Annotated in this window: 15 protein-coding genes; 9 read left to right on the top strand and 6 right to left on the bottom strand. The window is 63.2% G+C overall.

Annotated elements, in window-relative coordinates; all coding sequences use genetic code 11:
* Nucleotides 1-6: 6 nt before the first annotated feature.
* The 6 genes from ACO06O_RS03975 to ACO06O_RS03950 all read right to left on the bottom strand — a co-directional run bounded on the left by ACO06O_RS03975 (nucleotide 7) and on the right by ACO06O_RS03950 (nucleotide 4,377).
* Complete coding sequence (locus tag ACO06O_RS03975) at nucleotides 7-606, bottom strand: 2-hydroxychromene-2-carboxylate isomerase (protein ID WP_421876516.1); 600 nt, start codon at nucleotides 604-606, stop codon at nucleotides 7-9.
* A gap of 44 nt (nucleotides 607-650) precedes the next feature.
* A complete protein-coding gene (locus tag ACO06O_RS03970) occupies nucleotides 651-1,319 on the bottom strand; it encodes an N-acetylmuramoyl-L-alanine amidase (RefSeq protein WP_421876514.1) in 669 nt (222 codons plus the stop codon).
* Nucleotides 1,316-2,197, bottom strand: a complete 882-nt coding sequence (locus ACO06O_RS03965) for a DMT family transporter (RefSeq protein ID WP_421876512.1) — start codon at nucleotides 2,195-2,197, stop codon at nucleotides 1,316-1,318. The genes ACO06O_RS03970 and ACO06O_RS03965 overlap by 4 nt, the downstream gene beginning before the upstream one ends.
* On the bottom strand, nucleotides 2,194-2,931 hold the full coding sequence (locus ACO06O_RS03960; RefSeq protein ID WP_421876510.1) for a TerB family tellurite resistance protein: 738 nt from the start codon (nucleotides 2,929-2,931) through the stop codon (nucleotides 2,194-2,196). The genes ACO06O_RS03965 and ACO06O_RS03960 overlap by 4 nt, the downstream gene beginning before the upstream one ends.
* Nucleotides 2,932-3,040: 109 nt before the next feature.
* Nucleotides 3,041-3,817, bottom strand: coding sequence for a DUF3750 domain-containing protein (locus ACO06O_RS03955; protein WP_421876507.1), 777 nt, complete (start codon nucleotides 3,815-3,817; stop codon nucleotides 3,041-3,043).
* Nucleotides 3,818-3,906: 89 nt separating this feature from the next.
* Nucleotides 3,907-4,377, bottom strand: a complete 471-nt coding sequence (locus ACO06O_RS03950) for a hypothetical protein (protein ID WP_421876505.1) — start codon at nucleotides 4,375-4,377, stop codon at nucleotides 3,907-3,909.
* A gap of 467 nt (nucleotides 4,378-4,844) precedes the next feature.
* On the opposite strand from ACO06O_RS03950, the gene ACO06O_RS03945 reads away from it, so the two are divergent.
* The 9 genes from ACO06O_RS03945 to ACO06O_RS03905 all read left to right on the top strand — a co-directional run bounded on the left by ACO06O_RS03945 (nucleotide 4,845) and on the right by ACO06O_RS03905 (nucleotide 13,734).
* Complete coding sequence (locus tag ACO06O_RS03945; RefSeq protein WP_421876503.1) at nucleotides 4,845-5,750, top strand: division plane positioning ATPase MipZ; 906 nt, start codon at nucleotides 4,845-4,847, stop codon at nucleotides 5,748-5,750.
* Between the two features lie 54 nt (nucleotides 5,751-5,804).
* Nucleotides 5,805-6,590: a hypothetical protein gene (locus ACO06O_RS03940; RefSeq protein ID WP_421876501.1), complete on the top strand. Its 786-nt coding sequence runs from the start codon at nucleotides 5,805-5,807 to the stop codon at nucleotides 6,588-6,590.
* 44 nt (nucleotides 6,591-6,634) lie between these two features.
* The gene (locus tag ACO06O_RS03935) at nucleotides 6,635-7,363 is read left to right on the top strand and encodes a VWA domain-containing protein (RefSeq protein ID WP_421876498.1); all 729 of its coding nucleotides are present in this window, start codon (nucleotides 6,635-6,637) and stop codon (nucleotides 7,361-7,363) included.
* On the top strand, nucleotides 7,360-8,079 hold the full coding sequence (locus ACO06O_RS03930; RefSeq protein ID WP_421876496.1) for a DnaJ domain-containing protein: 720 nt from the start codon (nucleotides 7,360-7,362) through the stop codon (nucleotides 8,077-8,079). The genes ACO06O_RS03935 and ACO06O_RS03930 overlap by 4 nt, the downstream gene beginning before the upstream one ends.
* A 120-nt stretch (nucleotides 8,080-8,199) precedes the next feature.
* Entirely contained in the window at nucleotides 8,200-9,432 is a 1,233-nt protein-coding gene (locus ACO06O_RS03925; RefSeq protein ID WP_421876494.1) for an SLAC1 anion channel family protein, read from the top strand.
* Nucleotides 9,433-9,468: 36 nt separating this feature from the next.
* Nucleotides 9,469-10,134, top strand: coding sequence for an orotate phosphoribosyltransferase (locus ACO06O_RS03920; protein ID WP_420417694.1), 666 nt, complete (start codon nucleotides 9,469-9,471; stop codon nucleotides 10,132-10,134).
* A gap of 21 nt (nucleotides 10,135-10,155) precedes the next feature.
* Nucleotides 10,156-11,865: a peptide ABC transporter substrate-binding protein gene (locus ACO06O_RS03915; RefSeq protein WP_421876492.1), complete on the top strand. Its 1,710-nt coding sequence runs from the start codon at nucleotides 10,156-10,158 to the stop codon at nucleotides 11,863-11,865.
* Between the two features lie 7 nt (nucleotides 11,866-11,872).
* Nucleotides 11,873-12,841, top strand: coding sequence for an ABC transporter permease (locus ACO06O_RS03910; protein ID WP_421876490.1), 969 nt, complete (start codon nucleotides 11,873-11,875; stop codon nucleotides 12,839-12,841).
* The gene (locus ACO06O_RS03905) at nucleotides 12,838-13,734 is read left to right on the top strand and encodes an ABC transporter permease (protein ID WP_421876488.1); all 897 of its coding nucleotides are present in this window, start codon (nucleotides 12,838-12,840) and stop codon (nucleotides 13,732-13,734) included. Before ACO06O_RS03910 ends, ACO06O_RS03905 begins: the two co-directional genes overlap by 4 nt.
* Nucleotides 13,735-13,863 lie beyond the last annotated feature (129 nt).

Genomic DNA, 13,863 nt, shown 5'->3' with positions numbered 1-13,863 from the left:
CCGGGGTCAGCGTGCGGCCAGAGTGGCCTCCAGGAGGTCCAGGCGGTCCTGGCCCCAGAACCCTTCACCGTCGAGGGAATACCAGGGAACGCCGAAACAGCCGGCGGCCAGCGCGGCCTCGCATTCCGCCAAGGCCGCCGTCTGAACTTCCTCCGTCTGGGCTTGATCGACCAGCGCCGCACCGTCCAATCCCAGGCCGTCGGCGATGGCTTTCAACTCGTCCCAGTCGGCGACATTGCGCTCGTCCTGCCAGACGCCCTTAAGGATGGCATAGGACAGGTCGGCGAAGTCGACGCCGGCCGTCCGCGCGGCATGGGTCAGATACAGGGCGGGCCGATCGTCGGCAGGAAAGAATTTCGGTTCGAAATTGATCGCGACGCCCAGATGCTTCGACCAGCGCTTCAGTTCGACCATGCGGTAGGCCCGGCGTTCCGGCGGCCGCTTGGCCAGCGGCAGACCGCCGGTCTTCGGGAAGACTTCTGCGACGGTGATCGGACGAAAGGCGATGGCCGCACCATGACGAGCAGCGATATCGATCAGCCGACGGTGGCCCAGAAAAGTCCAGGGCGAAACATGGCTGTAGAAATAGTCGATGGTCTTGGTCATGGATTTCTGCCTCCCTCGGCGATTGGCTTCTAGTCGGTTGGGTCTTAGTCGATCAGGCTCAGATAGGCGGCGGCCAGGGCGGCGCATTCCGCATCCGCCTGCCCGTCGATCCGGCCGGGCCGGAACCGGCGCTGAAACGCCGCGATGGCATCGTCCGCATCGGGGTCGTAGCCGACATCCGCCAGCAATCCCGGAAGAGGCCGGTCGGTCGGCACGCCGCGTTCAGGATAGGCCCCGATTCCGCGCGCGGCCAAATCCCACCAGGGAAACAATTCCCCCGGATCGGTCTTGCGGTCCGGTGCGATATCGGAATGGCCGACGATCCCGCTAGCGGCGATCGGATGCCGCGCCAGGATCGACAGGCATAGGGCCGTCAGGATCTCGATCTGCGCCTCCGGAAACGCGCGATAGCCGAATTCGTGTCCGGGATTTTGAAGCTCGATTCCGATCGAATGAGAATTTACGTCCCTTATGCCGCGCCAGTAGGATAAACCCGCATGCCAGGCACGCTGCGATTCGTCGACAAGTTGGTGCAGCGTCCCGTCCTCGTCGATCAGGTAATGGGCGCTGACCTCGGATGCCGGGTCGCATAGACGTCGCAGCGACTCCTCGGCGCTGCGCATGCCGGTATAGTGCAGGACCAACAGGGTCGGCCGCTCGACGTCCCGGCGCGGTCCGAAATTCGGCGACGGCGTATCGACGATCCGCATCATGACGGCACTTTCGGCTGGTGTGGTGCCGCGCGCATTGCCTGGCGCAGGGTGACAATACCGACGCCGATCATCACCAGGATGCCCCCGACGATCATGTAAGGGGTCAGCGCCTCGTCCAGGATCAGGACACCGCCGGCAACCCCGACGACCGGCAACAGCAGGGTCAACGGAATCACGCGGCTGATCGGATAGCGTTTGATCAGCCCGTACCAAAGGCCGTAGCCGACGATGACGACCATCACCGACTGGAAGAAGATCGCCCCCCAGCCCAGCCAGGACAAGTTGGTCATGATCTCCCACTGGCCGTCCTCGACCATGAATGAAATCGCCAGCAATTGCGGCGCGGCCATCGCCGCCATCCAGCCGTTCAGCGCGAAGGGGCCGATCTCGCCGATCTGCTTGATTTGAACCGCCGCGACGGCCCACAGGAAAGTGCCGCCAACGACCAGCAAGGCGGGCAGCAATCCGCCTTCGAACCGGGGTTCCCCCGCAATGACGGCACAGCCCGCGAAGGCGATGACGATACCCAGAATCCGCCGCCAGCCCGGATAGTCCTTGAACACGATCGCCGCCAGAATGACCGCCCAGGGCGTATTCAACTGGCTCAGCAACGCGACCGTCGCAGCGTCGGCCAAATGCATCGCGTTGAACATCATCGCAAAATGCAGCACGCCCAGCACAATCGAATAGGCCAGCAGCGGTCGGAACTGACCCTTCGGCCAGCGAATGAAAGGCAGAAGAATCGCCGCGACGACGACAAACCGCATCGCCATGAACAGAAAGGGCGGCATTTCCTGAACGCCGACCTTCACGACGACGAAATTCAACCCCCAGATCACAATGACGAAAAGTGCGGTCGCCAGGTCCAGCGGCTTCATTGCGGCGCCCCGGCGCGCATCTGGCGAATTCGGTCATGGGCGGCATTGATCTTTGCCACGCGTTCATTGGCGACGGCGACGAATTCTTCCGGCATGCCCTTGGCGATCAGGCGGTCGGGATGGTTCTCGACGACCAGCGCACGGTGCGCCTTCTTGATCTCGTCATCGCTGGCGTCCTTGGACACACCCAGGATCTGATAGGGGTCGGCCTGTCCGCCGTCCAGTTGCAGCGCCGTCACCCGTTCGAAAGTCGCGCCGTCGAAGCCGAAAATCTCGGAAACGCTGGTCAGGAAGGCCAGTTCCCCCGGATGGATAATGCCGTCCGCCTTGGCGATATGGGCCAGGCACCACAGCAATTCCTCCAGCACTTCCGGCGAATTGCGGAACATGCCGGCGACCTGTTCGGCATAAGGTTCGAAGCCGCGGGCGTCCTTGCGCGCCTGGTTGAAGACCCGCGCGACATTCTTCATCTCGGATTCGGGGACTTGGAAGACTTCCTTGAACGCGTCGACCTCGTCCGGGGTGACGACCCCATCCGCCTTCGCCATCTTCGCGCCCAGCACGATGACCGCAATGGTAAAGCCGACGGACCGCTTCGCGCGCTCCGGATCCGGCTCCTGATCCGGGCGCAACCGGTCGACGAAATGCCCGCCAACGGCCCCGACGAGCAGGCCCAGCGGACCGCCCATCGCGAAGCCGGCGGCACCGCCGACGATTTTGCCCCAGATACTCATGTCGCTTGATCTTTATATCGAACCGTTTCGCAGCGCACACACTCTAGTCATACAGCCCCTAGCGGCAAGCCAATCGGCAACGCCCGCGCGGTATTGCGGTCCGTTGCGTTCAGGGGCGCGCCGGATTGGGGTCCGGACCGATCCGGCCGATTCCCGGCAACGACAGATTCATGTCCAAGGGATCGACCCCCAGGCTCAACCCCAGAATGTTCACTTCCAAACCCTCCCGGGCGGCGGCGGTGATGCCCAGTAGCCCCGCCAAGTTGAACTGCAATCCCGTATGGCTGGGCGTGAAATCGGCGAAGCGCGTCCGTCCCAGATAGTCCTTTCCGACCGCCAGCGGCGGCATTTCCAATTCCAGTTCCGGCACCGACCGGCCGACCCAGGCAATGAAGGTGTTGCTGTTCGGCCCCGGCCAGGCCCGGTATTCCTCCGCGAAAGGATAGCTGGCAACGGCGTCTTCCACCTTGTCGATCAGGTCTTCCGTCCCATCGCCGCGCATGTCCAGGACCAGACTGGGCGCCGCACCGTACCAGTAGCGGTCGGGAATGTCGGTCCGGCTGCGGACCTTGTTGCCAGAATACCACCCGATGACGTGATGCGTCCGGTAGCTGTCGGCATAGGCGCGCTTGGTCGCGATCCAGGTATGGACCGCGAAGGCCCCGCGCCAGCCGAAGGTCCGCGCGGCATAGACCTGGATCACCGCCCCCCGTTCGGCATCCGGCGACGGGGCCAGGCCGGCACTGATCCGGCTGGCGGTCGACCAGCTGACCGGCTCCTGGCGGTCCGACAGAAATACATAGCCCGGCCCGATCAACAGCAGCAGAACCAGAAGGCCCGCGCGGATCGACCAGCGCAGAATTGTTTTGAATACGGTCGCGATCATGGCGGCCAGTCTAATCTCCTAATAGGCAAAAAAACGGCGGGGGCGTGTCAACACCATGTAGCTCGCTCAATCGCCCGTTCCATGGGCGCTTAGCCGTCCGGGGTCAGTGACGGATCGCCTTCCTGGACCCTGACGGCGCGCACCACCGTTTCCGCCTGACCGTCGGTCAGCGTTTCCCCAGGTGCGGCACAATAATAGCCCAAGAGATGCCGGGTGACGGCCCCTTCCTCCGGATCGACATTCTGGGTGAAGAGGACACAAACCTGCGGCCCCATGACGAAACGCCGCCACAGCACCGGTCCGACCGCGTTGCGGCTTTCGTACAGAACCTGGAAATCCAACTCCCTTATCCTCAGCCGCTCCCAGTACTGTCGTGCGTCCGACGGCGTGGGGGCAGGTCCGATCGGGACATATTCCAAGTGCCGGATTTCGATCAGCGAGGCCTCCACCGCGTTGCCCGGCGGTCCGCGCCAGGATCTGCGGCGGACCAGCAGTGCCTGTTCCAGATCGCGCCGTTCGTCATAGAAGGACGCGCTGTCGTTCAGGGTCGGTAAATCCATTTGCAGCAAGACCGGCGGCGCGGGCACGACGGTCCGATTCGCGGAAAACGTATCCGGGCTTTCCGGATCCAACGGATTCCAACCGAATTCGTCGCAGCCCGCCGGAAATGCGCAAGCCGCTAAAAACAATAGTATTTTAGTCAAATTTTGCATGCTATCATCAGGGTCGCCGGCCCGAGGCGCTTGTGTCGTACATCCAGGACGCCCAGAGTGAGGTCAGAAACCTTACGAGTCCAGTATCCGACGCGTCAGGGAATGAGCGGCAGGGAATGGAATTTCGGACGGCGGCCGGGGGGCCGCAAGGTTTTCGAAAGCGGGGCGGCATGGCATGGTCCGGCGTAAATTGGATGGTTCGGCACGGCCTGATCCGACGGCAGGGTCCGGCCGTTTCGGCGAAGGCGGTCACCGCCCCGGCGGTAAAATCCGCGCCCGCATTGAGAATAGCGACATCTAATACGAAGGGTACAATGGCGGACCAGGGTACAGCGACGAACCGGACCAACGATCAGGACGGCACGCAGTCCGCGTCGGCCGCGCCGAAGACGCGCGGCGACGCGCGGATCGTCGTTATCGGCAATCAGAAGGGCGGATCCGGCAAATCCACGACGACGATGCATGTCATCGCGGCGCTGATGGCCACCGGCGCGCGCGTCGCCAGCATCGATTTGGATGCCCGCCAGGGCACGCTCTCACGCTATATCGAAAACCGGCATTCCTATATGACGCGGACCGGCACGGAACTGCCGATGCCGACCCATCGCGCGATCGAACCTTCGACCGTGGCGTCGATCGACGTGGCGCGCGCCCATGACGCGCATGCCGTCGAAAAGGCGGTTACGGACCTGTCGACCCGGCACGATTACATTGTGATCGACACGCCCGGTACGGACAATTTCCTCAGCCGCGTCGGCCATTCCTACTCCGACACGCTGATCACGCCGCTGAACGACAGTTTCGTCGACCTGGACGTCCTGGCGACCATCGATCCGGAAACCTATGCCATGGTCCGGCCCAGCAAGTATGCCGAGATGGTGTTCCAGGTGAAGATGCAGAAGGCCCGGCGCGACAAGTCCAACCGGACCTTCGAGTGGATCGTCATGCGCAACCGGACAGGCCAGTTGGATTCCCGCAATCAACGCGCCATGGACGACGCGCTGGGGAAACTCAGTGGCCGCATCGGGTACCGTCTGGTCGCCGGTTTTTCAGAGCGCGTGATCTTCCGCGAATTGTTCCTGGACGGCCTGACCCTTTTGGATCTGCGCAATCCGGGCACCGATATCAAGATGAACATGTCCCATCTGGCGGCCCGTCAGGAAGTGCGCGACCTGATGGCGGCGATCGGCCTGGACAAGGCGGAAGCGATCGGCGCGTAGCGGGCGACAGCGATCCTATTGGCGCGGTACCAAGGTCCGTGTAGGGTCGCCGCCATGTTCGATTTTTCCCTTCCCGGCGCGACCCGCGAAATCATGGATGGCGGCCAGATCGTCCCCGTCATGTCGCCCGACCCGTCTCTGGGCGAGCGCTATTTCAATCCCCTGCCCGCCTACCGGGAAAGCTATCCGCTGACACAGATCGTCACGAAGAACGACCTCTTCTGGGGCGCGACCAGCGGCACCAATCAGCCCTATTCAATCCGCGAAGGCCTGCCCGATCCCGTCGTCCTGGCTTATACGAACAGCGCGCCGATCTATGCGACCTTCGTGATCCAAGGCATGACGGAAGCGCTAGCGGAAGGCGGAAGGCGCGTTCGCCTGGCACCGCTGCACCAATATCAACAGTTCAAGTTCCTGGTGCGCCGGAATGGGCGGCCCGTCTGGGATGGTGCGAATCCCGGCGACACGGCCGCCTTGCAGGCCGCGATCGAAGAAGGCTGCCACTACCGTGTCGTGATGGAAATCGAGGACGGCACGATCCTGTCCTTGCCGGTCGACATCCCGATGTATTTCCCGCAAGACAACAGCCTGAACATCACCACACATCCCGGGACCTTGCCGGCCTTCTTCGGCGATCCGCAATCGCTGATCGACGGGCTGGCGGCGCATAATGCCGGCATGCTAACCGCCGAGAGTGCGGCGGCGGAATCGGCGGTGGTGACCGTTTCCCTCTTTCCCGTCTTCTTTTCGATCCGATCCGACGGCACCTATTACGGTGTCGGCGAAATCCTGTCGGGCGAGCCCAAGAAATGGTCCCAGGTGCGATTGTATGCGTATTAGGCTGCGTAGGTGAAACTCGACCCAGCCCATGGCATATTAGTGTAATGGCCAAATCCCCGACGCGCCCCAACCCCAACCGTACCGAAATCGACGCTTTCCTGGCGAAGGTAGCGGCAACCCCGGCCCCTGCTGCGGGCGGGCGCGGCAGGCTGATTTTCGCCCTGGACGCAACGATGAGCCGGGAGCCGACCTGGGATACCGCCTGCCAGATCCAGGCGGAGATGTTCGAAGCCACACGGGCGATCGGCGGGCTGGACGTCCAGCTGGTCTTCTTCCGCGGCTTCGGCGAATGCAAATCCGGGAAATGGCAGCCGAACGCCGAGGGTCTGGCCGCGCAGATGGGCAAGGTGCGCTGCCATGCCGGGCGTACCCAGATCGGCAAGGTCCTTGCGCATATCAAACGTCAGGCGGAAAAAACCAAGATCGGCGCCGCGATTTTCGTCGGGGATGCGTTTGAAGAGGATATCGATTCCGTCTGTCACACCGCCGGGGAGATCGGTCTTCTGGGCGTTCCGGTCTTCGTGTTCCAGGAAAACCGCGACCCGCTGGCCGAGAAGGCATTCCGCGAAATCGCCAGGCTGACGGGCGGTGCCTGGTGCCCGTTCGATCTGCAGAGCGCAGCGATGCTGAAATCCCTGTTATCCGCGGTCGCCGTCTACGCCACGGGCGGTATGAAGGCGCTACAGGATTACAGCGCATCCGGTGGACGGCGGGAGGCCGTCGCCTTGATCGAGCAGATGACCCGTCCCGGCAAGGGTAGCGGACAGCGATGAGTTTTTTCTTCCTTGGCCTCGCGCTTCTGATTGGAGGCCTGCTGTTCGTGAACTGGTTCACGACGGCCAACCCGAAATCCGTCCTGAAAGGCGCCAAATGGACGGCCATCGCGATTGTCGCGGGTGTTGTTCTGTTGGTTCTGCTGACGCGCAATTTCCATCTGATCTGGGCCGGGCTGCTGGGACTGTTGCCATGGATTGCGCGGTTTCGGATGCTGCGGAATCTCTGGAAGACGATGCGCGGCCCCAGCCCAGGACAACGGTCGGCGATTTCCTGCCGCTTCTTCGACATGCATCTGGACCATGATTCCGGCGCGATGGATGGCCGTATCCGGGAGGGCCAATTCGCCGGGTCGCTGTTGTCGGAATTGTCGCTGGACGAATGCCGAACCCTGTTCGACGCCATTCGCGCCGCCGGCGACCAGCAGTCGCTGCGCCTCATGGAGGCCTATCTGGACCGCACGCATGGCGCCGCCTGGCGCGAAGGCAGGGAACAAGACGATCAGGCGGACGCGAAAGACGCTGGCTTCGGCGACGGTGCGATGACGGAGGCGGAAGCGCTATCGCTCCTAGGTCTGGAACGCGGCGCGACCGAGGCCGACATCAAAGCCGCTCACCGGCGGCTGATGAAGCAGGTTCACCCCGATGCTGGCGGGTCGGCCTATCTGGCGGCGAAGATCAATGCTGCCAAAGACTTCCTGTTGAAGCGCAGCTAACGTGCGGGCGCCATTAGGTTCTTTTCAAAGGCGGGGCCCGGACGGTAACATCCGGGCACGGGGGCGGTTGATCCATGCAGCACACCAGAAGCGGTTCCAAAATTGAAGCCGGCGGCGGCCATGTCGCAGGATGATCGTGCCGTGACCGATCCGGACGATGCGGCAGGTCCGGCGGGGCGGGATGCCCCCGCCGCCGAGACGGCGCCCGGTCCGTCCGCGCCGGTGAAGACAGTGACTGTGAAGGCGAAACCGCGCAAAGCCGCGAAACGCAAGGCAAAGGCCAAGAAGGCCAAACCGCCCGTATCGACGCCCGACGCCCCGCCGAAAACCGCCTCTGAACCCAAAACCGCCGCCGTGGCGGAGGCCCCTTCGGAAGTGCCGATTCCAGCCAGTTTGCAGCATATGCCGGCTGGCCTGTTCGGGGCCGGTCTGGGTATTGCCGGATTCGCGACGGCCTGGCGTGAGACATTGGTCGCCTTCGAGCTTTCACCGGTTCCCGCCATTATCCTGGCCGGAATCGCCTGTGGCGTCTTCATCGCCCTGCTGGCGCTCTATGCCGTGAAGGTCTTGCGCCATTTCGACGCCGTGAAGGCCGAATTCCGACATCCGATACAGGGGAATTTCTTCGCCGCGGCGACAATGACCGCGATGATCCTGACCAGCAATCTGGTGACCACCTTGCCCGGCATCGCGACCGTGATCTGGGCGGTGGCGGCCATCGCCAATCTGACAGTCACAATCGTCATCATCTCGATCTGGATGTCGCGCGACGGCCATATCAGCCATGCCGCGCCTGTCTGGTTCATTCCGGTCGTGGGCAATTTGATCATCCCGATCGTCGGGGCACCGCTGGGCTATACCGACATCGGCTGGATGATGTTTGCGGTCGGTCTTTTGTTCTGGGTCGTCCTGTTCACGATCGTCTTCTACCGGCTGCTGTTCGAATCCCGGTTGGAAGGGCCGCTGCGGCCGTCTCTGTTCATCCTGATCGCGCCGCCGTCGCTGTGTTTCATCGCCTATGCCGTACTGAACGGCGGACTGGTGGACGGGCCCGCCGTGATGTTTCTGGGTCTGGCGCTCTTCACCCTTCTGATCCTGTTGCCGCAGGTGCCGTCGCTGTTGCGATTGCCCTTTGGCCTGGGATGGTGGTCCTACACATTCCCGCTGGCGGCGTTGTCCGTCGCCTGTACGCTCTATGCCGACGCCGTGGGGGGTGTCGTGCCGGCGGCCTTGGCCCTGGCCGCTATCGCGCTCGTCACCCTTGCCGTCACCGTCGTAACGGTGCAAACGATCCGCTACATCCTGGCCGGCAAGGTCTTTCTTCCGACGGAATCCCCCTTGCCCAAGCCCTGACCCGATCCAGATTGCTGACCAACAAGGCTGATCCGAATGACGCTTTCCCCCGCCCGCATCACCGCCCGCATCCTGATCGAAACAAAATCCGTTCTGTTTCGGCCGGAAGATCCGTTCACGCTGACCAGCGGACGGGCCAGCCCGGTCTATGTCGACTGCCGCCGGTTGATCGCCTTCCCGCGCGCGCGGCGGCGGTTGATGAAAATGGCGGCGGCGACGGTTGAGGAGAAGGTCGGCTTCGAGTCGCTGGACGTGGTGGCCGGGGGCGAGACGGCCGGTATTCCATTCGCCGCGTGGCTGTCCGATCATCTGATGCTGCCGATGTGCTACATCCGCAAGAAGCCCAAGGGGTTCGGCCGCAACGCCCGGATCGAGGGCAATCTTGAAGAAGGCCAGCACGTTCTTCTGGTCGAGGACATGGCGACGGATGGCGGGTCCAAACTGTCCTTCGTCGACGGTATCCGCGAGGCTGGCGGCGTCTGCGGCCACACATTCGTGATTTTCCATTACGGCATTTTCCCGGAAGGGGAGAAGATGCTGGCCGAGGCCGGCGTGGCACTGCACAGCCTGGCGACCTGGTGGGACGTCATCGCCTGCGCCAAGGAGGAAGGCTATTTCGCCGAGGGTCAGGCGGAACAAGTCGAAGCCTTCCTGCACGATCCCAAGGGCTGGTCGAAGGCCCATGGCGGCAAGGAGGACTGACCCGTCGACGGGGGAGACCGGATGGCGACGACGCATACCAGAGTGCCGGCCGCGCGCGCGATTGCGGCGGCCCTGACGATCATCGCGGCCGCCGCGATCTGTTCCATCCCGTTCTGGTCCACCCCGTCCGGCGCCGCCGACAAATCCCGCCTGACCATCGGGATGAGCCAGTATCCGGCGACACTGAGCCCGGTTTTCGAATCCATGATGGCGAAGGCCTATGTTCTCGCCATGGCGCGGCGGCCGATCACCGTCTATGACCAGGACTGGCGCCCGACCTGTCTGGTCTGCACCAAATTGCCCAGTCTGGAAGACGGGACCGCCGTCTGGGAAACTGCGGAAAACGGCGATCCGGGCATAGCCATTTCCTATACGCTGAACCCGGCGGCGGTCTGGGGGGACGGGACGCCGGTCACCACCGATGACGTGTTGCTGTCGGTCGAAATCGGCCAGGATCCGCAGACAGGTGCGCTGAACGCCGAGCTGTTCCGCCGGATCGACAAGGTCACGGTGCAGGATGACAAAAGCTTCACCCTGCACATGAACAAGCGGACCTGTAACTTCGAGAACATCGCCGGGCTGGCCCTGCTGCCCAATCATATCGAACGGCCGATTTACGAGGCGGATCCGCAATCCTATCGCCGCCGCACCGCCTACGATGCCGATCCGACCAATCCGGGCCTGTGGTTCGGCCCCTATCGTGTGGCGCGGGTCGCGGTCGGCCAGAGCATCCTGTTGGAACGCAATCCGTCCTGGTGGGGCCCGGAACCCTATTTCGACGAGATCGAAGTCCGTGCGATCCAGAACACATCGGCCCTGATTGCCAACCTGCTGGCCGGGGATATCGACATGATCGCCGGCGAATTGGGCCTCGCCGCAGACCAGGCGCTGGGGTTCGAATCGCGCAGCGGCGACGATTACCAGTTCCTCTATAAATCGGGGCTGGTCTACGAACATATCGACGTCAATCTGGACACCCCGTCCCTAGCCGACCTGCGCGTCCGGCAGGCGCTGATTCACGGCATCGACCGGCAGGCGATCAGCGAGCAGCTGTTTCAAGGCAAGCAGCCGGTCGCACATGGCAACGTCAATCCGCTGGACAAATGGTACGATCCCGACGTGCCTAAATACGATTACGACCCCACAAAGTCCGTCGAACTCCTGAAAGAGGCCGGATGGGACGCGGGTCCGGACGGCATACGGGTCAAAGATGGCGAACGCCTGACCCTCACCTTTCAGACCACCGCCGAAAACAAGACCCGCGAATTGGTGCAGCAGGTCATCCAAAATCAATGGCGGGCCATCGGCGTCGAGGCGGTATTGAAGAACGAACAGCCGCGCATCTTCTTCGCCGAGACGATCACCAAACGCGCCTTCGATGGCGTGGTCATGTATGCATGGCTCAGCGCGCCGGAATCGATCCCCTTCTCCACCCTGCATTCCAGCCAGATCCCGACCGAGGAGAATGCCTGGCAGGGCCAGAACTATCCCGGCTACAACTCCCCGGAGATGGACGAGACCATCGACCGACTGGAAACCGATTGCGCGGACGAGGTACAGCGCGTCCTGTGGTCCGACCTTCAGGCCCGCTATGCCCGGGACTTGCCGGTGCTGCCGCTTTACTTCCGGGCGGAACCTTATGTCCTTCCGAAGAACATGACGGGTTTGCGCCCCACCGGCCATCAATACCCGTCCTCGCTCTGGGTCGAGGAATGGCGCCTGACGGAGTGACGGGGAGATGTTGAGCTATACGGCGCGGCGTCTGGCGGAAAGCCTGCTCGTGCTGCTGGCCGTGTCTTTCGCCAGTTACATTCTGATCGGATTGATGCCGGGCGACCCGGTCGATCTGATGTTCGCGGACGATCCCGAAATCACCGCCGAGGATATCGCCCGCCTGAAGGCGCTTTACGGCCTGGACCGGCCCCTGTTGGAACGCTACGGCCATTGGCTCGCCAATGCCGTCTCAGGCGAGTTCGGCTATTCCAGGCTCTATCAGCAGCCGGTCGGCGATATCCTGATGCCCCGCCTTCTGGCGAGCCTCCAGCTCCTGGGCACCAGCACGGTTCTGGGACTGATGCTGGCCATCCCGCTCGGCGTTCTGGCCGCCGCCCGCGCCAATTCCGCCACCGATTACGGCATCAACCTGTTCTGTTTCGCCGGAATTTCGGTGCCGCCCTTCTGGCTGGCGCTGATGTTGATCGCCTATATCGCCGTGCCGGTCGCCTGGATCCCCGCCGGCGGTTCGGCGGAGCCGGGCAGCGGGTTGCTGGAGACCCTGCGCCATATGCTGCTGCCGGTGCTGGCGCTGACCCTGGCCGAAATCGGCGGCTTCACACGTTTCATGCGCGGCGCGATGCTGCAGACTTTGGGACAGGACTATATGCGCACCGCGCGGGCCAAGGGTGCCTCTGCGCGCCGGCAATTGTTCGGTCATGCGCTGCGCAACGCCCTCCTGCCGCTGGTCACGGTCATCGCGCTCAGTTTCGGCACCCTGTTCTCCGGCACGCTGATCACCGAGGCGATCTTCAGTTGGCCCGGCATGGGGGTCATGATTTACGAAGCGATCATGGGGAACGATTACAATTTGGCCCTGATCGGCCTGATGATCGCCACCGCCTTCACGCTTCTGGCCAATATCGCGGCGGATATTGCCTATGCCGCGCTGGATCCGCGCATCACCGCGCGCGGCGGGGATGACGGGCCATGACGGCGGGGGTCGGGCGCGGGGCGCGGATCCGGGGCCGGTTTCTGGCAAACCGCATGGCAATGGCGTCCGCTGCGGTCCTGACCTGCCTTGTCGCCATTGCCGCCTTCGCGCCTTGGATCCTCGATCTCCTGGGTTTGGACGCACAGGCAACGAACCTGTTCGCGCGCAGCCAGCCGGCAGGCCCGGACCACCTCCTGGGGACGGATGAAGCCGGAAGGGACATTCTGGCCCGGCTGATCCTCGGCAGCCGCGCCTCGCTGGCCGTCGGCCTGACCACGGCCGTGACCGCCGCCGCGATCGGCACCCTCATAGGCCTCTTCGCTGGGTATTTCGGGGGTTGGTTGGACCGGGTCTTGATGCGCTGCACCGACGGCGTCATCAGCCTGCCGCTGCTGCCCCTGTTGATCGTCCTGTCCGTGATCGATTTTGACAAGCTGGGGATCGGCTGGATCGATGGTGGTTCAGGCCTGACGCTGATCGTCTTCATCATCTCGCTGGTCGCCTGGCCGACGGTCGCGCGGCTTGTCCGGGCCGAGACGCTGAGCCTGAAATCGCGCGAATTCGTCACCGCCGCCCGCGCACAGGGCGCACCGCCGCTCTATGTGATCCGGCGGCATATCCTGCCGAACTGCCTATCGCCGATCATCGTCGCGACGACCCTTTCGGTGGGCAAGATCATCCTGCTGGAAAGCGTGCTGAGCTATCTGGGCCTCGGCATTCAGCCGCCGACACCGAGTTGGGGCAATATGTTGACCAACGCCCAGGATTATCTTTTCTCGGCGCCGGAACTGGCACTTTGGCCGGGCCTCGCGATCCTGACCGCGGTGGTCGCGTTCAACTTTTTGGGAGACGGCCTGCAGGACGCCTTCGACCCCCGTCGGGACCGGCGCTAGGTCCACCGAACGGGCCTTCGTACGAATTAGATCAAATGCTGCCTAATCATTGAGTTTTCCGCCGAATTCGCCTATATTGCCGAGTATCCAGATGTCCAAACACCGGCTTCTCCGGTCGCGACATTCCGG

Source organism: Pacificispira sp. (assembly GCF_965228185.1).
Taxonomy (GTDB): domain Bacteria; phylum Pseudomonadota; class Alphaproteobacteria; order UBA8366; family Aestuariispiraceae; genus Pacificispira.
The sequence above is the reverse complement of the archived record's forward strand: the minus strand, read 5'-3'. Positions and strand labels throughout refer to the sequence as shown.

Coding starts and splice junctions, on each gene's coding strand:
- ACO06O_RS03975 (WP_421876516.1), bottom strand. CDS start 606: ATGACCAAGACCATCGACTATTTCTACAGCCATGTTTCGCCCTGGACT.
- ACO06O_RS03970 (WP_421876514.1), bottom strand. CDS start 1,319: ATGATGCGGATCGTCGATACGCCGTCGCCGAATTTCGGACCGCGCCGG.
- ACO06O_RS03965 (WP_421876512.1), bottom strand. CDS start 2,197: ATGAAGCCGCTGGACCTGGCGACCGCACTTTTCGTCATTGTGATCTGG.
- ACO06O_RS03960 (WP_421876510.1), bottom strand. CDS start 2,931: ATGAGTATCTGGGGCAAAATCGTCGGCGGTGCCGCCGGCTTCGCGATG.
- ACO06O_RS03955 (WP_421876507.1), bottom strand. CDS start 3,817: ATGATCGCGACCGTATTCAAAACAATTCTGCGCTGGTCGATCCGCGCG.
- ACO06O_RS03950 (WP_421876505.1), bottom strand. CDS start 4,377: ATGGATTTACCGACCCTGAACGACAGCGCGTCCTTCTATGACGAACGG.
- ACO06O_RS03945 (WP_421876503.1), top strand. CDS start 4,845: ATGGCGGACCAGGGTACAGCGACGAACCGGACCAACGATCAGGACGGC.
- ACO06O_RS03940 (WP_421876501.1), top strand. CDS start 5,805: ATGTTCGATTTTTCCCTTCCCGGCGCGACCCGCGAAATCATGGATGGC.
- ACO06O_RS03935 (WP_421876498.1), top strand. CDS start 6,635: ATGGCCAAATCCCCGACGCGCCCCAACCCCAACCGTACCGAAATCGAC.
- ACO06O_RS03930 (WP_421876496.1), top strand. CDS start 7,360: ATGAGTTTTTTCTTCCTTGGCCTCGCGCTTCTGATTGGAGGCCTGCTG.
- ACO06O_RS03925 (WP_421876494.1), top strand. CDS start 8,200: ATGTCGCAGGATGATCGTGCCGTGACCGATCCGGACGATGCGGCAGGT.
- ACO06O_RS03920 (WP_420417694.1), top strand. CDS start 9,469: ATGACGCTTTCCCCCGCCCGCATCACCGCCCGCATCCTGATCGAAACA.
- ACO06O_RS03915 (WP_421876492.1), top strand. CDS start 10,156: ATGGCGACGACGCATACCAGAGTGCCGGCCGCGCGCGCGATTGCGGCG.
- ACO06O_RS03910 (WP_421876490.1), top strand. CDS start 11,873: ATGTTGAGCTATACGGCGCGGCGTCTGGCGGAAAGCCTGCTCGTGCTG.
- ACO06O_RS03905 (WP_421876488.1), top strand. CDS start 12,838: ATGACGGCGGGGGTCGGGCGCGGGGCGCGGATCCGGGGCCGGTTTCTG.